Raw genomic sequence first — 23501 nt, forward strand, 5'->3', positions numbered from 1 at the left:
GCTTTTTATTGCAAAAGATAAAAATTATTTTTTGCGTAATGCTGTTGTGAACTAGAAGGCTGATGCGTTATGGTTTCACTGGTCGTCGCTTTTATGCCACCACCCAATGTTTTATACAGCTCGACTTGGTTGTTCAAGTCTGCTTGTTGTAATAACAATAAACCTTGTTCAGCCGAATAAGCCGAACGTTGCGCATCCAATACCGTTAAATAGCTATCAATACCTGCACGGAAGCGGGCATTAGAAAGTTTATAGGTGGTATTGGTCGCATCGACTAAACGACGTTGAGCGGTTAAGCGGTCGCCAATGTTGGCACGCGTCGCCAAAGCATCGTTCACCTCACGGAAAGCCGACTGTACTGACTTTTCATAGTTAGCCAGTGCAATTTTTTGATCGGTTTCAGAGATCTTGATATTGGCTTTACGTGTACCCCAGTCAAAAATTGGAATATTTAAGCTAGGTCCGATTGACCATGCGCCATGACCAGCCTTGAACAGATCACTTAAATCAGTTGAGGCATAACCCGCAGAACCGGTTAAGCTAATGGTTGGGAACAATTGCGCTTTAGCAGCACCAATATTCGCTCCTGCAGCACTTAATTGGTATTCAGAAGCTTTAACATCAGGACGGTTGTTGAGCAAATCACTTGGTAAACCTGCACTTAAAGCACCTTTTTGGGTAATGCGTGCGACCTGTTGTTGTGGCAACAAGTTTTGAGGCACTTGCTGACCCACAAGTAAGTTCAACAGGTTTTGTGCCTGTGCGACTTGGGTTTTGTAATTTGCAACATCGTTACGGGCAGTCTCTACTGAAATCTGTGCCTGACGCACTGGGATTTCACTATCAATACCAACATCGAAACGTTTCTTGTTTAAGTTAAACGAATCTTGTTGAGCTTTCAGCGTCTGATCAGCCAATTTTAAATGTGCATTGGCATAAGAATAGTTTAACCAAGCTTGAGTCACTTGACTGATCAAGCTGATTTGCGTTGCATCACGTGAGCTCTGCGTTGCAAGATAGCTATCCAAAGCTGCATCTTTCAAGCTACGTACACGACCCCAGAAATCCAACTCATATGCAGTAAGGCCTAAGCCGACTTGATACGTTGAATATGGATTATTTGGGTTCACATTTGGAGAAACTTGACGAACCGCACTGCCACTTGCACCAATCGTTGGTAATTGGTTGTTTTCCGAAATTTGGTATTGCTGTTGCGCTTTTTGAATATTCAAAGCCGCAGTACGTAAATCACGGTTATTGGCAAGCGCCAGATCAATCACTTGCAGTAAACGTTGATCAGCAAAGAAATCTTTGTAACCTTGTTCTGCGATTGATTTTCCAGAAGCATTACCATAAGACGCGTAGCTTTCAGGAATATCTGAGCTTACAACAGGCTCTGGCCCGCGCATGCTTTGGCAGGCAGCCAAAGACAGCGCGAGTGCAGAGATTGCAATGCCACGACCGGAAATAGACCATACAGTTTGCATCACGATCAATGCTCCTGATTATTTAAAGTTTTAGGTTTGTACTTAAAGATACTACGAATCCACACGAAGAATACAGGGATGAAGAAAATACCTAAAAGTGTTGATGAGAGTACACCACCGAGTACACCATAACCGACTGAGTGTTGGCTAGCTGCACCAGCGCCACTTGAAAGGGCTAATGGTAAAACACCTAAACCGAATGCAAGTGTGGTCATGATAATTGGACGTAAACGCATTTTTGCAGCATGTAAAGTTGCTTCAAAAAGCTCCTCACCTTGTTCCTGTAATTCTTTTGCGAATTCTACGATCAAGATCGCATTCTTCGCAGATAGACCAATTACAGCGACAAGTGCGACTTGGAAGTAAATGTTAAAGGATAAGTTTGGATCACCTTTAATCGTCATCCCTAACCATGTCAAAGCAAAGGCACCAATAATACCTAAAGGTACAACCAGTATGACAGACACAGGGACTGACCAGCTTTCATATAATGCAGCAAGACACAGGAATACGATGAGTAAAGAAAGAACTAATAGTGGACCTTTCTGGTCACCAGAATCACGTTCTTCTAACGATAAGCCGGTCCATTCATAGTCAAAACCAGTTAAGCCCATAGAGGGTAACTTACCTACGATTTCTTCCATGGCTAACATTGCATCACCAGAGCTAACACCTCTTGCCGGTGTACCTTGGATGTTGACAGATGATACGCCGTTATAACGCTCTAAACGAGGAGAACCATAGGTCCATTCACCTTTGGCGAATCCAGAAAATGGAACCATCTCACCTTTATTGTTGCGGACATACCACTTGTTTAGGTCTTCAGGCATCATACGGGTATCCGCTTCACCTTGGACATAAACTTTTTTCACACGACCGCGGTCAACGAAGTCATTGATATATGAACCACCCCAAGCCATGCTCATGGTGCTATTAATATCTGCAATACTGACACCCATTGCACCTGCTTGCGCTTGATCAATGGTGATTTGATATTGTGGTGTATCTTCTTGACCATTTGGACGAACACCTGCAAGACGTTTATCTTGTGATGCCATACCTAGAATAGCATTACGTGCAGCAATCAGCTTTTCATGGCCTTGACCACTTGCATCTTTTAACTGAAGATCAAAGCCCGAAGCCACACCCAATTCAGGCATTGCTGGTAGCTGTAGTGGCATGATGTAAGACGCATCTTTCACAATCATGTTCAATGCCATACCACGTTGAATGATGGCACCAATCTGTGATTCTGGTGTTTTACGTTCACTCCAGTCTTTCAACTTAATGAAGGCTAGACCTGCGTTTTGCCCCACCCCTGTAAATGAGAAGCCAGAAACTGTAAAGATTGACTCTACATGTTCTTTTTCCTTATGTAGGAAGTAGTCGGTCATTGTGCTGATGACTTTGTCGGTACGCTCCAAGCTTGCACTTGGTGGTAATTGCACCAATGTCATGACCACACCTTGGTCTTCATCTGGTAAGAATGAAGTTGGTAGCATTTTGTATAAACCAACGATACCGACAAAAGTAGCAAGGTAAATTACCAGAGAAAAAATCCAATGGTGAGTCATACGATTCACACCATTTTTATATTTTTCTGAAACCTTTTCAAAGCTACTGTTAAACCAACGGAAGAAACGCGCAAAAATATTGTTGCTTTCTGGCTGGTTTGGATCGTGTTGTTTTAACAAGGTCGCACATAGGGCAGGGGTAAAGGTTAAAGCAATGAGTAAAGATAAGATCATTGCTGTAACCAAAGTGATCGAGAACTGACGGAAGATGACCCCAGTTGTCCCACTGATGAATGCCATTGGTACGAATACAGCTGTTAAAACACTGGTAATACCAACTAAAGCACCCGAGATCTGACTCATTGACTTTTCAGTTGCAGGCACAGGTTCGAGATGCTCTTCCTGCATCACCCGTTCAACGTTTTCGACCACAACGATGGCATCATCCACCAACAGACCAATGGCGAGTACCATTGCGAACATGGTGAGGGTGTTGATCGAGAAGCCGAAGATATTAATCACGGCAAAAGTACCCAGTACAACCACAGGTACCGCCAGCGTTGGAATAATCGTTGCGCGCCAGTTCTGCAAGAACAGGAACATGACGAGGAATACCAAGACCACTGCTTCGATCAGGGTATGTACAACACTTTCAATCGATAAACGAATAAATGGAGTGGTGTCATATGCAAGTTTGTCTTTTAAACCGCTTGGATAGTTATGACGTAACTCAGATAAACGCTTTTCAACGGCCGCTGCGGTATCTAGGGCGTTGGCACCTGTTGCAAGTTTGATTGCAACACCACCTGCTGGATTACCATTAAACTTTGAGTCGAATTGATAGTTATCTGAACCAAGTTCAACACGAGCAACATCACCTAAGCGAACTTGTGCACCGCCTGCAGTATTTTTCAGGAAGATGTTTTTAAATTGTTCAGGTGTTTGCAACATGGTTTGTGCATTGACTGTGGCGTTAAGTACCTGACCCGCAGTTGCTGGTGCGCCACCGAGCTGACCAACCGCCACTTGCGAGTTTTGGGCACGAATGGCAGTTGCAACATCATTTGGCGTCAAGTTAAAGCTGGTCAGTTTTGCTGGATCCAACCAGATTCGCATCGCATAAGAGCCACCAAACACTTGGAGTTCACCGACACCAGCTACACGACTGAGTGGCTCAGAAATATTTGAGTTCACATAGTCTTTAATATCTGATGCAGAAAGACTGTTATCTGGTGAGTAAAATGCAATAACTTGCATGAAGCTTGCACCAGACTTGGTGACCTTTACCCCTTGACGTTGTACGTCAGCAGGTAAAAGTGCTGTTGCTGATTGTAGTTTGTTTTGAACCTGAACTTGGGCGATATCTGGATCAACACCTTGTTCGAAGTTTAGGTTAATCGATGCTTGACCATTACCTGCACTGTTTGAAGAAATATAGCGTAAACCGTCCAAACCATTCATTTGTTGTTCAATGATTTGAGTCACGGTATTTTCAACAGTTTGAGCAGATGCCCCAGGGTAAGTTGCAGAGATTGTTACCGTGGGGGGAGCAATTGTTGGATATTGTGCAACAGGCATTTTTGTCAGCGTGATAATACCCGCCAACATAATGACCAGTGCAATCACCCAAGCAAAGATTGGGCGATGGATAAAAAATTGAGCCATGCAATCTACCCCTTAAGCTTCTGCAGTTGCTTTTTGTTCAGCTTTTGGTGAATTGGCTTTTTGTTGTTCAGCTGCTTTTGGCGCTGTATTTTGACCTTCAGCTGCTTTTGGTTGATAAGGTTTGGCAGACACTTCTTGTCCTTCTTTCACCTTGGCTACACCATCAACAACAACTTTATCACCAGCTTGTAATCCATTAGTTACAATCCAGTCCTGACCTTTTACACCTACGGTTGTAATTGGACGAGTCTCAATTGTGCCTTTGGCATTGACCACTAAAGCAACGGCTTGACCTGTCGGTAAACGAGATACAGCTGCTTGTGGAATTAGGTATGCGTTTGGCAAAACGCCTTGTGAGATTTTAGCCGTTGCATACATCCCTGGTAAGAGCAAGTGGTTTGGATTGGAGAACACTGCCCGTAATGTCACCGTACCTGTATCTGGGTTTACACTGGCGTCAGAGAAAGCCAATTGACCTTCAACTGGGTATTCTGAACCATCTTCAAGCGTGATCTTGACACGGGTATTGTTGCTGTTGTTTAAACTGCCTTTGCTTAACTGTTGGCGTAGACGCAGTAATTCAGCACTCGATTGATTGATATCAACATAGATTGGATCAAGTTGTTGAATTGTCACCAAAGGATCTGCTTGATTTGCAGTGACCAATGCACCTGGCGTCACCGAAGAACGGCTAGACTGGCCTGAGATAGGCGCGCGAACTGTTGAGTAACCTAAAGTAATTTCTGCATTTTTCAATGCTGCTTCAGATGCTGCAACATCAGCTTCAGCCAATTTCACTTGCGCATTGATATCATCATATTCCTGTTTAGAAACCGCATTGGTTCCAACCAGTTGACGATAACGACCTTCTTTCACGCGTAAGGCATTTAAGTTTGCTTGTTGACGCAATAAGGTTGCACGAGCATTGTCTGCTGTGGCACGGTTGGTATTGGCATCAATTTGATAAAGTGCTTGACCTGCTTGAACGTAGCTACCCTCAGCAAATAATCGTTTTAAGATCACGCCACCAGTTTGTGGACGAACTTCCGAAACTTGGTATGCTGAGGTTCGCCCTGACAGTTCGACGTTTTGTTCAACACTTTGTGGTTGAGCGACAATGACACCCACTTCTGGAGGCGGCATTTTTTGGGCAGCAGCAGCTTGCTGTGCATTTTTAGGGTCTTTGCTACAACCAACAAGCGCAATGCTTGTTGCTAATGCGCAAGCAGTTAGGGCAGGAGCCCAAAGCTTAGCCGACATCATTATTCCACCTCAATTTAGATTTTTTATCTAAAAACAAATTGTTGCTGAAAGTGCTTTGATACAGCCAAAACCAAAGCAACGAAGTCCAAATCAACCCAATTCCCCAACCGGCAAGTACGTCAGTTGGGTAGTGAACCCCAGCGTAAACTCTAGATATCCCCATGAAGATAAACCATAAAGTAGATACTAAAATGACACTGTTGCGATGTTTATATTGTTGACACAACAATATGGCTAAACTCGCAAGGGTTGCAGCATAAAGGCTATGGGCACTTGGGAAGGATGCGCCATAACTTTGAACCAAGTGATAAAACTCCATTGGTCTTGGCCGATCAATACTCCATTTCAGAACCCAACCAATCGCAATACTGCCACTCACACTAAAAGAGATAAATATCAAATTTTTATAATTTTTAATCCAAGTTTGGTAAAGACACAAAAATGTGGTTAAAAATAGTAAAAAGGCATCCCACCGAGTCTGGAAAGCAGAATTGTTACATGATTAAGCGTAAATGAACGGTGCTCAAAAAAAGCTTGAACACTCAAAAGATCTAAAGTTGATGCGTTGGGATTGATTAATCCAATCACACCAAGTCCTAAAAAAAAGCAACCAATACAAAGCAATAGGTAAGGCATCCGCTACTCATTTTTTGCTTAACCGATGTTTAGGGGTGTTGAGTGTTTGAAAGTGTACTCGCGAGTACACTTTTGGTCAAGTCTTGAAATTTTATGATAATTTCATTTCTATGTTTTTTAAGATGTAGTAAAAAACATAACAAAATTTGATGTATATCTCATTTTTACTTTGATCTTTTCATCTGTTAAAAGAGGTTCTACTTATCATAAATGCTCTAGTTAATATTGTAGAGGATCTTCTAAAGGTGTAATTCAACCCAATTAGAACATATAGATTTATATCGACTTTTAGGCTTCAAGTACAGTATTTAGAAATGAAGTACTAATTATTTGTTAACAGTGTCAGGTTACTAACCAAGCGGGGAAATGAGCTGGTATAACTTAAATCTTTCCATTTCTTTTGAGAGACGTAGGCGTTGAGGTCATAGTCTCTCCTGATCATAGGCGATACCGTGACAGAGCAGAGGTCTATTGATTAATAGATGTAGGGAATACCAATCCATTTAAACTATTTTTTGGTTGGCTGATTATGCGCAAAAATAGTTCAAAGGTTAGACTTTTACTTTGAGGTCTTTGTCTGTAAAAGCTTAGTGGGGTGTTGGACTATTTTTGCTTTGCTCTTCAACCTCGACCGGTTGCTTTGGAGGCCAGAAAAAATCACTTGGTCGCGTGAGAAAGTGGGTGGTTACTAATTTTGCTAAGGGCTTCCATTGTGCAAAACGCACACGTCGTGCACGAAGTGCAACAATAATGGTCAAGGTAAAGCTAACAAATAAGTTGGTTAAACCAATCAGCATCACACCAAGAAATGAGACTAAAATCAAACCAATGTCAGGACTGCCAATGGTCATTAAACCTTGAATAAAGTTTGCTGAAGCAAAGGCGATGTGACGAATATCTAAAGGCAAGCCTAAAATAAATCCAATGGTTCCCATGCTGCCAAGCATAATCCCGAACAGAAAGTTACCAGCCAATGCCCCGAGATTGGTTTCGATATAATTGGCAAACTTGTCTAAGCGTTTTTGCCCCATCCAGCGTTTTAGGCTTCGATGCTGTTTTAAGCGAGGACCGACTTTACGGTAGACTGCCAAGTTATCGAAATAACCTGCAATTAGACCAGAGAAGAATAAGCACACACCAGCAATTGCCGCATGTGGAACAGCTAAAGAGGTGAATGGATTCAGGCTGTGTAAGAGTGTGGCCGATTTGGCATGACTGAGTAAAGGTTCGCCCAAATTGTATTGCCATAAATAGGTAATTAATGCTGCAGTTGGGATGGCAATCGAGATATTGCCTAAAATGGCGATGAACTGGGTTCGGATAATATTAATAATCAATGCGGCCAGTTCTGCAATCTGTGCGGTTTTGCTGCCTTTTTGTTGCTGTACGGTTGAAGCCAGAGCGGCTGCAGTCATGGCTGGCTGCTTGGTGGCAACGGTAAAGTGCAACACATGAATCAGCATAAAACCAAGCGCATAGTTCATGCTGTATAAAAAAGCATGACCAAACGGCGCCAGTACCAAACGGGCTGTTAAAATCTTGAGTGTTGCCATGGTGGCAATAATCGCACCAGCACCAGCGGCTGCTTTATACATGCCAAAGAAGCCGGCTTTGTCTGTACTTACGTAATGTTCACCTGTTTTACTGGCATTTTCCGTCACCTGTAAGGCAATTAACTCACTGGTTGAGGTGAGTAAATGACGGACACTTTTCTCATTATAATGCGCTTTGGTTAAGTCAGTGATTAACTCACCTAATGCCGTGTATCGAGCGTCATTCTTGCTGGCCAGTAAGGTCAGTAACAGTTCGATACGGTCAATGGCTTGCTCTAGTAGCGACAATAAATAGGTCAGACTGATACTGACACCAATCCGTTTAGTGGCACGGCGAATTTTCAGTACGACTTCACGACATTGATCCAGCATTACAAAGGCTTGAGAGGCATCTGGTGGCGGTAAAACTGCAACCGCATCTTGGTCATCAATCTGTTTTTTATATTTTTCAATGAACTCTACAATTTCTCGGTTTTGTACCAGAAAAGGAGATTCATATTCCGTAATATCGGGTTGTGCATTGATAAATTCAGGATATAAGCCGATCCCACTGATCCGATAAGATAGTACCGTAATGGCTTTAATGAGCTCATTCTTTGAAATCTGTTTTTCAGTAGTATTGCTTTGACTTTCACCTAACAGGTTAAAGAGCGTAATCCAGTCCTGATTGTCAATCAGATCGAGCCATTCACTGTCATTTTCCTGATGAAAGACTTTCCCAATCAAGGTTTTGAGTTGTTGGCCATCTTCGACTAAAGGAAGGAAATGTGCGCCTAAACGTTGTCCTAACTGATTCCAGAAGCCATCCAGCGAGAGAATGCCGCTATCGGCATATAAACTAATCTGTTTATATTGGCTGATCAGTTTCAGTAAAAAATTCTGTACGAGAATTGCTGATGTTGGTGTCAGCAATAATATTTTGATCAACGCATGAATACGTTGTTTGACTTCATCTGCATCATTGGAATTTTTGGGGCGTATCCGATTGACCAGTTCAATCAGCAGTTGTTCATCAAGAACAGCTTGAGGTTGATCAAGCTGTTCCTGCATTTTTAAAAAAAGATCAGATACAGTTAATTGCATAGATAGTCAGAAAATTATTGTAGTCGATGTAAAGCCATTAAAGTCAAATTGATCAGTGCTTGGCGATATTCATTATCTGGTAGCGCTTTTAACGCCTCTAAAGCGGCATCCGTTTCTTGTTGGGCACGTTTTTGACAGTAATCTAGGCCACCTGAGTGATGAACAATTTCAATCACTTTATCTAAATGCTCCACACCACCCGTTGCAATACTACGACGAATGATCTCGTGATCATCACCAGTTGAATGCGCTAATGCTGAAATTAACGGTAAAGTCGGCTTGCCTTCCATTAAATCATCACCAATATTTTTACCTAATGTTTCTGCATCAGAGGTGTAATCTAAAATATCGTCAATAATTTGAAAGGCATTACCAAAATGACCTGCGAAGCGACGCAAAGGTTCACGATATTCTTCCGTCCCTGCCAAAATGGCTGCGCCTTCGGTGGCGAGCTCAAATAAACGGGAGGTTTTACCGTGGATAATTCTTAAATAGGTTTCTTCAGTGGTTTCTGGCTGGTGCTGAGATTGCAGCTGTAATACTTCACCTTCTGCGATTTCACAGGTTCCTGTTGAAAAATCTTTTAATAAGGTCATATTATTTAAATCGACCAATAAATCAAAAGCTCTTGAAATCAGAAAGTCACCGACCAAAACAGCAGTCTGGTTGTTCCAGGTTGCATTTGCAGTGGGGCGACCACGGCGTAGGCTCGATTCATCTACGACATCGTCATGCACCAAGGTCGCGGTATGTAGCATTTCAATCACGGCTGCCAAGTGTTGTGCTTGTTGCATATTGGCTAGACCGCAGGCACGCGCAGCGAGTAAGCACATGATCGGACGCATACGTTTACCGCCTGCTTCTACGACATGCTTGCTGACACTCATCACTAAACCGACTTTAGAGCTAATTCCTTCATTAATGAGGCGATCCATCGCAGCAAAATCTGTCGCAACAGGGGAGAGAATGTCTTGCTTAAAATCGATAACCATATGAAGAAAAACCTCGTATAGGTGGGTAATGTTGCCAAGTGTATCAATTAATCGGCCACTTAACAGTTATACAGACTGTGTAATCCGTCATTTAAGACACGATGGTGAGTTTTTTGGTCTTAATTTAGACAGAAAAGGGAGTTTCCCACCGAATGCCATCACTTTAATTATGGCGTTGTAAAAACACAGCTTGTTATCGTTGCAATTTGTTTTTTTAAATGTATTTCAAATTTTGATCAGAAGCAATCAAAACAGTTCGTCATCAATCTAATTGATTTTGCTCAAAAATTCAAACAAGTTAACGATATCCATATGTTTATGTAAAATCACTTGTTGTTTGATCAATTTTCACTTAAAATTTGTCCCCTTGTATAACCCCAGTGGCGTTCGTCTTAAGATCGGTATATCCCTTTATCGACACGACGACACGGGCAAGTTGGAGTACATTATGTACGCAGTAATCCAAAGCGGTGGTAAACAGCACCGTGTTGTTGAGGGTGAAACCCTTAAAGTAGAATTATTGAAAGCTGAAACTGGCGCGACTATTACGTTTGATGACGTATTAATGGTTGTTAACGGTGACAACATTCAAATCGGTGCTCCAGTTGTAGCTGGCGCAAAAGTAACTGCAGAAGTAGTTGGCCATGGTCGTCACGACAAAATCCGCATCATCAAAATGCGTCGTCGTAAACACTACCGTAAGCAACAAGGTCACCGTCAATGGTTTACCGAGTTGAAAATTACTGGTATCGCAGGCTAATACGAGGAGTAAATAGACATGGCAACTAAAAAAGCCGGTGGATCGACGAAGAACGGTCGTGATTCGAATCCTAAGATGTTAGGTGTTAAAGTTTACGGTGGTCAAACTGTAACTGCTGGTAACATCATCGTTCGTCAACGTGGTACAGAATTCCACGCTGGTGCAAATGTTGGTATGGGCCGTGACCATACTTTATTTGCTACTGCTGACGGCGTAGTAAAATTTGAAGTGAAAGGTCAATTTGGCCGTCGCTATGTAACTGTTGAAGCTTAAGTTTTAATAGTTCGAAAAACCCGCTTTTAGCGGGTTTTTTTATATGTACTGGATTTTTGCAGTATGTATTGGTTTTAAGATTTCCCAAAAGCCCCGCGTTTTAAATCCTCATAGGCCTGTAAAATTTCCGCATAACTGTTCATCACAAAAAAGCCATGTCCATTGATTGGCTCCTGCAAAGATGGCGCAGATAAAAATAGCAGATCACTATGCTCTAATGCCGTAATTGAAACATCGGTATCAAAGCTCGACATTACCGCTAAGGCTTGTTCTTCCAAAATGTCTTCATGTTCAGTGAATTGAAGCTTACCTTTACGGAGATAAATTAAAGTGCTGTCGCCATGCTGGGCAGGAAGTATTAACGGATGCCCTTTATTTAAATGAACGTCTAAGACCTGCATCGGGCTAAATGTTTGTGCTATGCCCTGAATATTTTGAAACTGTCCCGCCACAATCCGCACATAGCCTGCATCTTGTTCGAGTGGTACTTTAGGGATGGTGTGATTCAATAAACTTTGATAACGCGGTGGAGACATCTTATCTTTTGCGGGAAGGTTGACCCATAATTGCAGCATTTCAAAGTATCCGCCCCGTTCACGAAAGGCAGGGCTAAAATGTTCTGTATGCTGAATGCCAGAGGCTGCAGTCATCCATTGCACATCACCTTGTCCGATGATTCCGCCTTGCCCGGTTGAGTCTTGGTGTTGTAGTTCGCCCGCAAACACAAATGTCACCGTTTCAAAACCACGGTGTGGATGTTCATTCACGCCTTTTTTACTGCTTTTTGGCGCCAAGCGCCCTGGCCCTAGGTGATCTAGCAATAAAAAGGGGGAGGTGGTATTGCCCAGCTCTTGATAAGAGAACACGGAAAGAGCTGGATAAAAATCACCAATCGCAAATCGAGTGTCATTGCGGTGGATAAAGGCAAGACTTTTCATGAATGATACAGGTTAAAATCATTGGTTTTTAGCTTAGCAAATGTTGATGATCCGTCTAGATTCAAGCTGATCAATAATTTTCCCTGATCGGACATTGACGAATGCCACTGGTGAATGGTCGAAAAGTTAATTTTCGTTCTTACAATCTCTACATAAAGGCTGTAACTTCATACATAATGCAGAACTTTGCGACACGAATTACACAAAACCATTGCTTTTCTTCATTTTTTTAATGATCAAAAACAGTAAGATGTCGTCATACCAGTAGAAATCTGATAGAAGGTTGTTTTTATGAATTTCGTAAAAAAAATGGCTTATGCTGCAACGTTAAGTGCAATGACACTTGCTCCTGTTGTGAGTAGTCAGGTCTTCGCTGCACCAGTTGCTGCATCGGCCCAGCAAGCCACGACCAGTTTGGTTCAACAGCTATCTGGCTTGCAACGATTCACCGCAGATTTTGAACAAACCACAAAAGTGGCAACCAGTAATAAAGCAGTACAAAAAAAGGGTTTAACTGCTCAACATATGAATCAGGCTTTTAAGGGGACGATGAAAGTTGAACGTCCCGGAAAGTTCTATTGGGAGACCACGAGTCCAGCAAAACAAACGATCGTGACTACAGGTAAAGTGGTGTGGATTTATGATCCAGACTTACAGCAAGCGGTACGTCAAAGTCTGGATGACCAAATTGCCAATACGCCTGCATTGTTGTTATCAGGTAATACCAATCAGATCATGCAAACATATCGTGTGACTCAGCCTGACCGCACCAAGTTGTATTACACCTTGTATCCAAAACAGGAAGATGGGGCTTTCCAAAGTCTGACCATTAGTTTTGGAGCGAATAAAGCGCCCAACTTGATGGTATTACAGGACTCTTTAGGTCAGACCACTTATGTGCGTTTTAGCAACCTGAAAGTGAATCAGCCGATTCCAGCTTCGGTGTTTAATTTTACCCCACCTAAAGGCACCGATATTATTGATCAGTAATCGATTGCCTCCTCTAAAAAGCCGCAACTGTTGCGGCTTTTTTTCTGGGCGAATTCTGGATACATTTTTTAATTTCATCTCTGGGCAAGGCTTTGTATAGTGAAGAAAAACATCAGAGACTTGCATGACGATGAAGACTTCACAATTATCAAAAATGATTCCACTGCTCCCAATTCTGACAGTTGTTGCACTTGCGGGTTGCCAACCCAAAAAGGACAGTTCAGCGACAACGGAAAAAGTGGATATTCCATTGATTCATGCAAAAGTCATGGCGGTTAAACTGCCAAAACAAAAAGTGTGTCTGGAGGATGGCTGTACCACTTATGATTTACAAACAGTTGAAACCAATCAGAAATGGATTGATGACTATTTCGTAAACCGGATGAAAAAGGCCGAGCCAAATGCATTTTCCAATATTGCGGATCAAAAAGTAAAAGTTCCAGCGGATGAGCCATCGCAAAGTGAAAGCAGTACTTATGTGCGTTTTATTGGGCAAAACTATAATCTAGCGACTTTTGCGATTCAGACTTATTCCTATTCTGCGGGGGCGGCACATGGTATGTCACATCAAGAATTTGTGAATTTTGATTTGAGCAATAAAAAACATATCACGGTCAGTGAATTGCTCAAGCCTGATATGAATACCAAACTGCGTGATGAACTGTATGCATCCAATCAAAACTGGCTCGAAGACCATAGCATCAAGAAAGAGCAACTCCAGATCAGCGATAACTATTATTATGGTGTGAATGGTATCGTATTTGTTTATCCGCTGTATGAACTGGCGTCCTATGCTGAAGGCATGAGTGAATTGACGTTACCATATTATGCTGCCAAACAGTTTGTGAAGGCGGAATATTTACCGAGCCTGCCTAAAGATCCAAACTAGTTCTTCTCCAGCATCTACATCTCAGGTGTAGATGCTGAGACTTTGTTGCCAATCGCTGTATTTTTTTAGGTTAAAGCCTTACACTATAGCCAGTTTTTTTCTCTATTCATGATTGATTATGATCGACCCAAAATTACTTAGAAATAATATCGAAGCGGTCAACGCTGCTTTGGCAAAACGTGGTATTCAGCTAAATGTGCAAGAGTGGGCTGATTTAGAAGCTCGCCGTAAAGATTTGCAATCCAAAGCTGAAAACTTGCAAGCTGAGCGTAATGCGGGTGCCAAGCAAGTCGGTCAAATCAAAAAGTCGGGTGGAGACGCTTCTGAAATCATGGCGCGTATGGCAGCCATTGGTGATGAGATTAAAGCTGCGGAAGTGGCTTTAGCTGAGTTGCAAGCCGAGCTTGAGCAAAAATCATTGGCGATTCCAAACTTGCCTGATGAATCTGTTCCCTTTGGTAAAGATGAAAGCGATAACCTTGAAATCTTAAAATGGGGCACACCACGTCAATTTGATTTCGAGATTAAAGATCATACCGACCTTGGTGAAATGATGGGTGGTCTGGAATTTGAAACTGCGACCAAATTAACAGGCTCACGTTTCAGTGTTTTGAAAGGTCCTTTGGCGCGTTTACAACGTGCTTTGGCTCAGTTCATGCTGGATACACATACGCTTAAAAATGGCTATACCGAAGCTTATGTCCCATATTTGGTCAATGCAGACAGCTTACGTGGTACAGGTCAACTGCCTAAGTTTGAAGAAGATTTATTCAAGCTACAAGGTGAAAAAGAGTATTACCTGATTCCAACGGCTGAAGTGCCAGTAACCAACTTCGTTCGTGACGAAATTATTGATGCTGATCGTTTACCACTGAAATATTCTGCACATACCCCATGTTTCCGTAGCGAAGCAGGTTCTTATGGTCGTGATACCCGTGGTTTGATTCGCCAACACCAATTCGACAAGGTCGAAATGGTGCAAATCGTGAAACCAGAGCACTCTATGCAGGCACTTGAAGAATTGACTGCACACGCAGAGGGTATTTTGCAGGCATTGGGCTTACCGTACCGTAAGATTTTGCTCTGTGGTGGTGACATGGGCTTTGGCGCAGTTAAAACCTATGACCTAGAAGTCTGGGTACCAAGCCAAGATACCTATCGTGAAATTTCAAGCTGCTCAAATATGGGCGATTTCCAAGCACGCCGTATGAAAGCACGCTACCGTGTCGATCAGAAGAAGATCGAATTGGTGCATACCTTGAATGGTTCAGGTTTAGCGGTGGGTCGTACCTTGCTTGCGGTGATGGAAAACTATCAACGTGCTGATGGTTCAATCGAGATTCCAGAAGTTTTACGTCCATATATGGGCGGTGTTAGCTATATCGACTAAACTTTGCATCGAATGTGTGTGCATCGTTTTTGCTTGAGCTCAGTCAGATTGAAAATATAGAGGCGTGATGTGGAAATTTTCCCAATCTCTTTAAAGTTGCAGCAGCAACGTGGTCTGATTGTGGGTGGTGGGCATATTGCCTACCGCAAAGCAAGCCTGCTCGTCAAAGCTGGTGCAATCGTCGATGTGATTGCACCAGACATCCTTCCTGAATTACGCCAACTGGTTGAGCAATCGACAGGGCAATATATTCAAGCGCCTTTTTCTGAAAATGTTTTGTCAATGCCTTATCGCTTGGTGATTGCTGCGACAGATCAGCCCGAAGTCAATAAAAGTGTATTTGAACAGTGTGAACAGCGTCATCTGCTGGTGAATAGTGTTGATGATATTCCGCATTGTCGCTTTATGGTGCCTGCGATTATTGATCGCTCGCCCTTGGTAATCTCGGTGGCTTCCAATGGCGCATCACCCGTGTTATCCAGACAGCTACGTACTCAGATCGAAACCATTGTGCCGCATGGTATGGGCAAATTGGCTGAATTTTCAGGCCAGTGGCGTAAGCAAGTCAAAGCCAAAATTGCCAATCCAGACGAACGCCGTGTCTTCTGGGAAAACCTGTATGCCAGCCCGCTGAAAGAACAGGTTTTCAATGATAATATCGATGTAGCCAATGATCTGATTGAGCAGGCTTTAACAGAATGGACTGCGCCGAAAGGTGAGGTGTATCTGGTGGGAGCAGGGCCGGGTGATCCAGAACTGCTGACTTTAAAAGCCTTACGTTTGATGCAACAAGCCGATGTGGTGATTTATGACCGTTTGGTGTCAGCACCGATTCTAGATTTGTGTCGCCGTGATGCTGAAAAGATTTATGTGGGTAAAGCACGTTCTAATCATTCTGTTCCACAAGATGGTATCAACGCCTTATTGGTAGATTATGCGCAACAAGGTAAACGTGTATGCCGCTTAAAAGGTGGTGATCCTTTTATCTTTGGGCGTGGTGGAGAGGAAATTCAAGAGTTGGTGGAAGCCAATGTGACGTTCCAAGTTGTGCCGGGGATTACCGCAGCTTCAGGTTGTTCGGCTTATGCGGGTATTCCACTAACGCATCGTGATTATGCGCAAAGTGTGCGTTTCCTGACAGGGCATTTAAAAGAAGGCTCACCTGAGTTACCTTGGAATGAACTGGTTTACGAAAACCAAACTTTAGTCCTTTATATGGGACTGGTCGGTTTGGAACGTATTTGTGAGCAATTGATAGCCCATGGCCAGCGTCCAAGCATGCCTGTGGCCTTAATTTCCAAAGGTACTACCCCTGAGCAAAAAGTGGTGGTAGGTACATTGGCAGACATCGCAACCAAAGTATCTGAACATCAGATCGTGGCGCCGACTTTAACCATTATTGGTGAAGTGGTGAGTCTACGTGAACAGTTAAAATGGCAATCCCTCCCAACCTCCCTTTAAAAAAGGGAGGAGTCCCCCTCTTTTTTAAAGAGGGGCTAGGGGAGATTTTAAAGTAGAGAAAATTTGTGATTCATGTCGTTCTATATGAGCCTGAGATTCCAGCGAATACAGGTAATATCATTCGTTTATGTGCCAATACAGGTGCGCAGCTACATTTAGTCAAACCATTGGGTTTTGAGCTGGATGATAAGAAGTTGAAGCGTGCAGGTCTGGATTACCACGAGTGGGCGAGAATGCAAATCTGGGACAATATCGAACTTTGTCTTGCCGACTTAAAAACCAAAGGCGTTGAGCATGTCTTTCCGCTTACCACCAAAGGGACAGCGACACCGCAAACGGTTAATCTGAATCGCCCAGTTGCTTTGTTGATGGGGCCTGAAACCCGTGGTCTGCCAGAGCAGGTGCGTTTGATGTTCCCGCAAGAGCAATGGATTCGTTTGCCGATGGCGGAAAATTCAAGAAGCTTAAACCTTTCGAATGCAACTGCCGTGATTGTCTATGAAGCGTGGCGACAACAGGGGTTTAAACAACTCTAGTTTCGCAGCTTAGAGATCACCATACGGGCTGGCCACAACCAACGTATAACCATTCAGATCTTTAAACCAAATCTCCCGGTGATGTGCATTGGGGTTGTATTTGGGGCCTTCTAAAATTTCGGCTTGATGGGTTTGTAAATTCTCTGCAATCTCATCAAATTGAGTACTTTCAAACCAAAGTAAAACGCCGTTACCAACTACCCGTTTCGGGTCTCCGATATGTGAGTGGTCATGGGCTTGCCATTGATGCAATTGCAGCACCATGCACTGCCCAAACAGCAATTGTTCATATTCTCCGCCACCATGTCCGCTCTTTAAACCCAGTACCGTTTGATACCACAGGCTGGTTTTCTCAACATCGGCTACCGCAATCAAAGGCTGTGGGTACATATGCATCTCACGAAATTATTCGAATTGTTGTTGCTGTATCGTATCAAAACGTTGTTGAGCGTATATTACTTGTTCGATGTTACTTTCAGCCCAATCTTTGAGTTGGTACGCCATTTCTGCAACTTCCAGACCGAGTGGTGTGAGTGAATAATCAACCCGAATCGGTGCCGTATCTTGTACTTGTCTTTGAATAAAGCCATCACGTTCCAGCATTTTTAGTTTCTGGGACAATACTTTAGGTGAGATGCCTTGAATGCTCTTTTTGAGTAAATTGAAATGTTGGGTATCTCGGGCGAGTGTATTGATAATCAACAAAACCCATTTGTCTGCAATTTTTTCAAAAAATAAACGAGCAGGACAATGTTGTTGATAAATATCATATTTTAATGCCTGATTCATAGCGACAACCCTCATTTCTACAATGTGATGCCCGTAGTTACCAATAGGTAACTAATTGACATCTAGTTTCTAAAATATATCATTAAATCGAACTTTTGAAAAATTTTGGATAATCCCATGACAAAAATTGCGGTTGTATATTTCTCTGGCTATGGCCATACCAAAGTGGTTGCTGAAACTTTTGCAGGTGCGATTGATGCCGCTTTGATTGAAATTGATCAGAATGGTGAGATCACAGAGCAAGACTGGCAGACTTTAAATGATGCGCAGGGTATTGTTTTTGGCGCACCGACGTATATGGCGGCAACGCCTTGGCAATTTAAGAAATTTGCCGATGCATCTTCAAAAATCTGGTTTACCCGTGGTTGGCAAGATAAAGTCTTTGCAGGTTTTACAAACAGCGCGAGTTTGAATGGTGATAAGCAAGTGACCTTGATTCAATTACAAACCTTGGCCTCTCAGCATGGTGGTATTTGGGTGAGTTTGGGGTTATTACCAGCCAATACCAAAGATGCAAAACGTGAAGATGTAAACAACTTAGGTGGCTCGGTTGGATTGCTGGTTCAGTCACCATCGGATGCGAGTACCGATGAGATTCCGACAGGGGACTTGGAAACAGCGAAACTTTATGCAAAACGTGTGAAGTCGATTGTTGAAAAATTGCATGGTTGAGCTTTTAAGACAATAAAAAAGGCGCATTTAGCGCCTTTTTTATTCCGTTAACAATTAGTGTCTGTCATCAAATTCATTATGCTGTGGTGCATTGTATTTGAAGCCTTTGGTCTTGTAGGCAAGATAACCGACACCAATGACGGCCCAAGCCAAACCAATCTGTAAAGCTAATTTGTCAATTTCCAACCACATCATAAACACGCTGGCGAAACCCAGTGTTGGGATAATGATATAGCTGATAATGTCTTTTGGTGTCTTGTTCTTGCCATCTCTCAACGCATAGCGAGAAATCACCGAGAAGTTAACAAAGCTAAATGCAGTTAATGCACCAAAGCTAATCAAGTTCACGATATGCTCAAGATCAAGGAAGCCTGCAGATAAAGCCACAACACCAACGATCAGGATGTTGTAAGTTGGGGTGTGTAAACGTGGGCTAATATGACCGAATAATTTTTTATTGATTACACCATCACGGCCCATCACATACATCAAGCGTGATACACCTGCGTGTGCCGAAATACCTGATGCCATCACTGCTACCACTGCAAAGTAGAGCACCATAGTCTTAAATGCCAGACTACCAATGGCTGCAACCATGACTGGTTGAGACTCATCCAGTGGGTTGAAATAGGTCGTCGGATTACTTGGGAAGTAAAGCTGAATAAAGTAGGTGCTGACAATGAAGATGATACCCGCAAGTAATGCTGTGGTGAAAATTGCACGTGGCAAGGTTTTTTCAGCATCTTTGGTTTCTTCTGCCAGTGAAGAAAGCGCATCAAACCCGGTAAACGAGAAGCAGAGTACGGTCGCACCTGCAATTAACGCCCCGACAGAGGTCACTTCATTCCAGAATGGCGCAAGCGACCATAACTCAGCTTTGTCTGGATTGAGTGTGCCATCGGCATACACACCTTGTGTAAGTAGGATATAGACCTGATACACAAAGTAGAAAATGACACCGAGCTGGATTACGACAATGGTACTGTTAAAACGCGCGACAAAACGTGCACCAAACAGGTTGATCACCGTCATCAGAACGGTTAAACCAATTACCCAAATCCAGTTATTTACTTCTGGGAAGAGTGCTCTCAAATAAATATCGGCAAGAATGATATTCACCAGAGGAGAGAGCAAATAATCTAACCATGAAGACCAACCCACCATAAAACCAACATTAGGGTGAATCGACTTTTGGGCGTAAGTATATGCAGAACCAGAAGACGGATAACGACGAATCATATGACCATAACTGATCGACGTTAAAAGAATTGCAACTAAGGCAAATATGTAGGAAGTCGGTACATGACCACCACTTCGTTCAGATACTAAACCAAATGTATCAAATAAAGTTAATGGTTGAATATAAGCTAAGCCAATAATGATGATGTGCCAAAGCACAAGATTCTTTTGAAGCTTCGCTGTTGGTTGAGTCCCAGATAAATTTGTCAACGGCGTTATCCTCATAATCGTTGATCAAAGATCAGCCATAGTGTTAAGGATCGTTTGAGACAAAAACGATCCCCCGTACAAAAAACGAAAGTGCGCCAATCTATCCTAAAACACTATAAATTGTCAGTACTTTTATGCTTTTTTTAGCAATTTTTTTGCCAATTGGGTAAATAAATAGATGAATAAAGATTCATTTAAAAATACAAAGCCCCGATATTCAATCAATATCGAGGCTTTTAAGTGCTAAATCTTGATTTAACTCAGTGTATTACCATGCTTTTTGTAAGATTGCACGAATGTCCTGCAAGTTTGCTTCTTTCGGATTGTAAATGATGGAACCATCATTCAGCGCCTTGTCAGCCACTTCATCCAGTTGTGCTTCAGTGACTTTACCTGTTTCACGTAAAGTGCGTGGCAATTTGGTCAGGCTGAATAAACGATCACGCATCGCTAAAATTGTGGCAATCGCTTTGTCTGCACGTAAATTGGCTGGCGTTTGAGCATAAATATCAGCACCCGCGAGTGGCAGCAGTAACTCACCAATCTTGTCGCCATTAATTTCTTTGTTGTAATCCAGCACGTAGGGCAGGAATAAGTTCATGCATAAACCGTGGGGTAAATGTGCAACTGCGCCCAATGCATGACCCAATGAATGAACTAAACCGACCATTGAATTCGAGAACGCAATCCCTGCCATGGTAGAAGCTTGAGCCAGTTCTAAACGACCTTGTACATCGCTTGGATTGTCTAGAACTTTGAACAGATTTTCGCTGATCTTTTTAATGCCTGCACTGGCATAGGCATCACTGAGCGGGTTAGCAGCTAAGCAGGTATAGGCTTCGACACAGTGCGTCAGTGCATCCATGCCAGTCATGGCAGTCAGATGTGGCGGTAAAGTTTGGGTCATGCGTGGATCAAGAATCGCGGCATGTGGCATCAAGTAATAAGAGGCAAAAGCCAGTTTGACATTACGTTGTGTATCCGAAACTACGGCAACCATAGTGGCTTCCGAGCCTGTACCAGACGTTGTTGGGATCACAAAGAAAGGTTTTAGTGGTTTTGGTAGGTTATGTGCCCCTGAATATTGCAATAAATCGTCACCACCTTCAGACACCAAGATATTGGTTGCTTTAGAGGTGTCGATGACAGAACCACCACCAATCGCAATGATCGCATCACATTTTTGCTTGCGATACAGTTCTGCGGCTAAGCGAACCACTTCCAAGCTTGAATCGGGTGGAACATCATCAAAGATCGCACCAATCACCGCATCGGTGGTACTGAATGCTGCTTCAATTGGGCTGAGTAAACCATTGGCACGCACACCTTTATCAGTAATGACCATGGGGCGTTTTGCACCAAGCGTCGCAAGTTCAAATGGGATATGCTCTAAGGCAGCGTTACCAGCAATGACTTTTACAGGACAGAAAAACTCGTAATAAGGCTTAGCCATGTTATGCGCTCCGTTTCAGATATGATTTTGCGACTTTAAGATAGATATTTTTGGCACCCGTGAATTTTTCTTTTAATGTTAATTCAGCAGGGTAGCGTTTGACTGCAAGTGAAGCGATTAGCTTAGGTAAGATCAGGGCTTCCATTTTATTCAAGCAACGCACTAGACGAATCGCACTTGAAACATCACCATCGGCAATCATACGGTCATTGGCAAAGGCTTGTGCAGTACTTTCCTGAAAAGAAAATACCAAAAAAGCATGAGTTAGATGCTTGAAGGTAATGGTTAAATCAGGCTTGCCTTTGTAATTGGACAATAGTTCTAATTGTTTTTCTTCGGTTACTCGAGCAACAAATGCAGGTCCATTGGGGAAAACATTCATTGAAAGGATAAAACCAATAGGAAACTTGGACACTTCCTGTTGTACTTCATCATCCACTTGGCTTGCCATTACGAGGCCACGACCCACAACATCCATCATGAGTTTGACGTAGGCAAATTGCAAGGTGGGCTTCACGGCTTTGGTTGAAATCACTTGCTTATCCCTTGTTAAAATTATGCTAAAGCTAATTTAGAGTATTTACTCTAATTTATTTTTGTGGAATTGAAAAGTAAATTATTCAGATTTGACTATAGGGTCATTAAAGAGCTGTGTATCTTTTAAATAGCCAATAAAATCCGTACACAGTTGTTCGAAGCTTGGGTAATCTTGCAGTAAGTCTTGTAAACGCACCATTTCCAAGCCTGCGTAACCGCATGGATTGATGGTTTGAAAGCCAGTGAGGTCACAGTCAATATTCAGGGCAAGGCCATGATAACTACGACCACGACGGATTTTAAAACCTAAGGAACCGATTTTGCGTTCATCCACATACACGCCCGGTGCATCAGGTTTGGCATAGGCATCGATATTGTATTGTTTGAGCAGATCAATCATGGCTTGTTCTGCAAAACTAACCAAGGTGCGGACATGCCATTTCAAGCGATTCAGGTCGAACAGGAAATAGGCAACCAATTGACCTTTGCCATGCCATGTGACCTGCCCACCACGATCGGTGTGTACAACCGGTAAATGACTGTGCATCAGAATATGCTCTGCTTTACCTGCCTGTCCTTGGGTCAAGACATCTTGATGTTGTAGCAGCCAAACTTCATCAGGGGTGTTTTCATCACGATAGGTTGTGAAGTCTTTCATGGCTTCAAAACGAGTCGTGTAATCTTGTAGATCTTTAAAACAGCGAATGATTAAAGTCGGTTTTGCAACGCTCATTACAGCAGAATTTCCTTGGCAGCTTTGAATGGATCGGTCGTTGAATTATGGAGTGATTTGAGTCAGATAAATAGGGATGGATTGAAAAGTTGTGCTTTATTTTTTATTGCAAAAAAAATCCAAAACACTTTCGCATTTTGGATTTTTTGATTAAAGCGCTGTCTTAATTAAAGGACAGGCTGCAAGATCAGCATATAAGGCATGAACTTGTTCTAACTCTTCGAAGCGCAATTGTGCGGTTAAAGAGTGGTATTTACCTGTACGTGAAGGCTGAACTTTTACAGTGTCGCCATCAAATTCTGGGAAGTGCTTCTGCAAAATATCAACAACAGCCACTCGAAGTTCATCCCCTGCATTACCAATCAATTTGATTGGATAGTCCATTGGGAAAACCCAAAGATGTTCTTGTAATTCACGAGAAGGAGTGCGGTCTAACAT

At 42.7% G+C, this 23501-nt stretch carries 21 protein-coding genes and 1 pseudogene; 8 read left to right on the top strand and 14 right to left on the bottom strand.

What is annotated here, in order from left to right; all coding sequences use genetic code 11:
* Window positions 1-5: 5 nt before the first annotated feature.
* From adeK to sdsA, 6 genes and pseudogenes are all read right to left on the bottom strand, one after another.
* Window positions 6-1487, bottom strand: a complete 1482-nt coding sequence (adeK, locus tag NQU59_RS07515) for a multidrug efflux RND transporter AdeIJK outer membrane channel subunit AdeK (RefSeq protein WP_257066215.1) — start codon at window positions 1485-1487, stop codon at window positions 6-8.
* 5 nt (window positions 1488-1492) lie between these two features.
* The gene (locus NQU59_RS07520) at window positions 1493-4666 is read right to left on the bottom strand and encodes an efflux RND transporter permease subunit (protein ID WP_257065596.1); all 3174 of its coding nucleotides are present in this window, start codon (window positions 4664-4666) and stop codon (window positions 1493-1495) included.
* 12 nt (window positions 4667-4678) lie between these two features.
* On the bottom strand, window positions 4679-5929 hold the full coding sequence (locus NQU59_RS07525) for an efflux RND transporter periplasmic adaptor subunit (protein WP_005243845.1): 1251 nt from the start codon (window positions 5927-5929) through the stop codon (window positions 4679-4681).
* Window positions 5916-6565 (bottom strand): annotated as a pseudogene (locus NQU59_RS07530) (phosphatase PAP2 family protein). Before NQU59_RS07530 ends, NQU59_RS07525 begins: the two are co-directional and overlap by 14 nt.
* 587 nt (window positions 6566-7152) lie before the next feature.
* A complete protein-coding gene (locus NQU59_RS07535; protein WP_257065598.1) occupies window positions 7153-9201 on the bottom strand; it encodes a site-specific recombinase in 2049 nt (682 codons plus the stop codon).
* Window positions 9202-9215: 14 nt separating this feature from the next.
* Window positions 9216-10193 carry an All-trans-nonaprenyl-diphosphate synthase gene (gene sdsA, locus NQU59_RS07540; RefSeq protein ID WP_005269593.1) on the bottom strand — a complete coding sequence of 326 codons (978 nt, stop codon included), beginning with the start codon at window positions 10191-10193 and terminating at the stop codon, window positions 9216-9218.
* A gap of 448 nt (window positions 10194-10641) precedes the next feature.
* On the opposite strand from sdsA, the gene rplU reads away from it, so the two are divergent.
* Both rplU and rpmA read left to right on the top strand, forming a co-directional pair.
* On the top strand, window positions 10642-10953 hold the full coding sequence (gene rplU, locus NQU59_RS07545) for a 50S ribosomal protein L21 (protein ID WP_004652230.1): 312 nt from the start codon (window positions 10642-10644) through the stop codon (window positions 10951-10953).
* An 18-nt stretch (window positions 10954-10971) separates the two neighbouring features.
* Complete coding sequence (rpmA, locus tag NQU59_RS07550) at window positions 10972-11226, top strand: 50S ribosomal protein L27 (protein WP_004640422.1); 255 nt, start codon at window positions 10972-10974, stop codon at window positions 11224-11226.
* A gap of 74 nt (window positions 11227-11300) precedes the next feature.
* Here the strand turns inward: rpmA and NQU59_RS07555 are convergent, their stop codons facing one another.
* Complete coding sequence (locus NQU59_RS07555; RefSeq protein ID WP_257065613.1) at window positions 11301-12164, bottom strand: pirin family protein; 864 nt, start codon at window positions 12162-12164, stop codon at window positions 11301-11303.
* A gap of 291 nt (window positions 12165-12455) precedes the next feature.
* On the opposite strand from NQU59_RS07555, the gene lolA reads away from it, so the two are divergent.
* The 5 genes from lolA to NQU59_RS07580 all read left to right on the top strand — a co-directional run bounded on the left by lolA (window position 12456) and on the right by NQU59_RS07580 (window position 17430).
* Window positions 12456-13154, top strand: a complete 699-nt coding sequence (gene lolA / locus NQU59_RS07560; protein ID WP_005243833.1) for an outer membrane lipoprotein chaperone LolA — start codon at window positions 12456-12458, stop codon at window positions 13152-13154.
* Window positions 13155-13278: 124 nt separating this feature from the next.
* Window positions 13279-14043, top strand: coding sequence for an RsiV family protein (locus NQU59_RS07565; protein WP_257065618.1), 765 nt, complete (start codon window positions 13279-13281; stop codon window positions 14041-14043).
* A 118-nt stretch (window positions 14044-14161) separates the two neighbouring features.
* On the top strand, window positions 14162-15433 hold the full coding sequence (gene serS, locus NQU59_RS07570) for a serine--tRNA ligase (protein ID WP_004803122.1): 1272 nt from the start codon (window positions 14162-14164) through the stop codon (window positions 15431-15433).
* A gap of 69 nt (window positions 15434-15502) precedes the next feature.
* A complete protein-coding gene (cysG, locus tag NQU59_RS07575; protein ID WP_043972282.1) occupies window positions 15503-16894 on the top strand; it encodes a siroheme synthase CysG in 1392 nt (463 codons plus the stop codon).
* 65 nt (window positions 16895-16959) lie between these two features.
* Entirely contained in the window at window positions 16960-17430 is a 471-nt protein-coding gene (locus NQU59_RS07580; protein WP_257065623.1) for a tRNA (cytidine(34)-2'-O)-methyltransferase, read from the top strand.
* Between the two features lie 9 nt (window positions 17431-17439).
* Here the strand turns inward: NQU59_RS07580 and NQU59_RS07585 are convergent, their stop codons facing one another.
* The gene (locus tag NQU59_RS07585) at window positions 17440-17820 is read right to left on the bottom strand and encodes a VOC family protein (protein ID WP_257065625.1); all 381 of its coding nucleotides are present in this window, start codon (window positions 17818-17820) and stop codon (window positions 17440-17442) included.
* Between the two features lie 15 nt (window positions 17821-17835).
* Window positions 17836-18219 carry a winged helix-turn-helix transcriptional regulator gene (locus tag NQU59_RS07590; RefSeq protein ID WP_005243824.1) on the bottom strand — a complete coding sequence of 128 codons (384 nt, stop codon included), beginning with the start codon at window positions 18217-18219 and terminating at the stop codon, window positions 17836-17838.
* Between the two features lie 117 nt (window positions 18220-18336).
* On the opposite strand from NQU59_RS07590, the gene NQU59_RS07595 reads away from it, so the two are divergent.
* On the top strand, window positions 18337-18891 hold the full coding sequence (locus NQU59_RS07595) for a flavodoxin family protein (RefSeq protein WP_005269623.1): 555 nt from the start codon (window positions 18337-18339) through the stop codon (window positions 18889-18891).
* A gap of 54 nt (window positions 18892-18945) precedes the next feature.
* Here the strand turns inward: NQU59_RS07595 and NQU59_RS07600 are convergent, their stop codons facing one another.
* The 5 genes from NQU59_RS07600 to NQU59_RS07620 all read right to left on the bottom strand — a co-directional run bounded on the left by NQU59_RS07600 (window position 18946) and on the right by NQU59_RS07620 (window position 23501).
* A complete protein-coding gene (locus tag NQU59_RS07600; RefSeq protein ID WP_043973205.1) occupies window positions 18946-20340 on the bottom strand; it encodes an APC family permease in 1395 nt (464 codons plus the stop codon).
* A gap of 268 nt (window positions 20341-20608) precedes the next feature.
* Window positions 20609-21793, bottom strand: coding sequence for an iron-containing alcohol dehydrogenase (locus NQU59_RS07605; RefSeq protein WP_043973203.1), 1185 nt, complete (start codon window positions 21791-21793; stop codon window positions 20609-20611).
* Window position 21794: 1 nt separating this feature from the next.
* Complete coding sequence (locus NQU59_RS07610) at window positions 21795-22328, bottom strand: hypothetical protein (RefSeq protein WP_043973201.1); 534 nt, start codon at window positions 22326-22328, stop codon at window positions 21795-21797.
* Between the two features lie 81 nt (window positions 22329-22409).
* A complete protein-coding gene (gene lipB, locus NQU59_RS07615) occupies window positions 22410-23063 on the bottom strand; it encodes a lipoyl(octanoyl) transferase LipB (RefSeq protein ID WP_005243802.1) in 654 nt (217 codons plus the stop codon).
* A gap of 150 nt (window positions 23064-23213) precedes the next feature.
* Window positions 23214-23501, bottom strand: a complete 288-nt coding sequence (locus NQU59_RS07620; RefSeq protein ID WP_004652212.1) for a YbeD family protein — start codon at window positions 23499-23501, stop codon at window positions 23214-23216.

Source organism: Acinetobacter colistiniresistens, from assembly GCF_024582815.1.
GTDB lineage: Bacteria > Pseudomonadota > Gammaproteobacteria > Pseudomonadales > Moraxellaceae > Acinetobacter.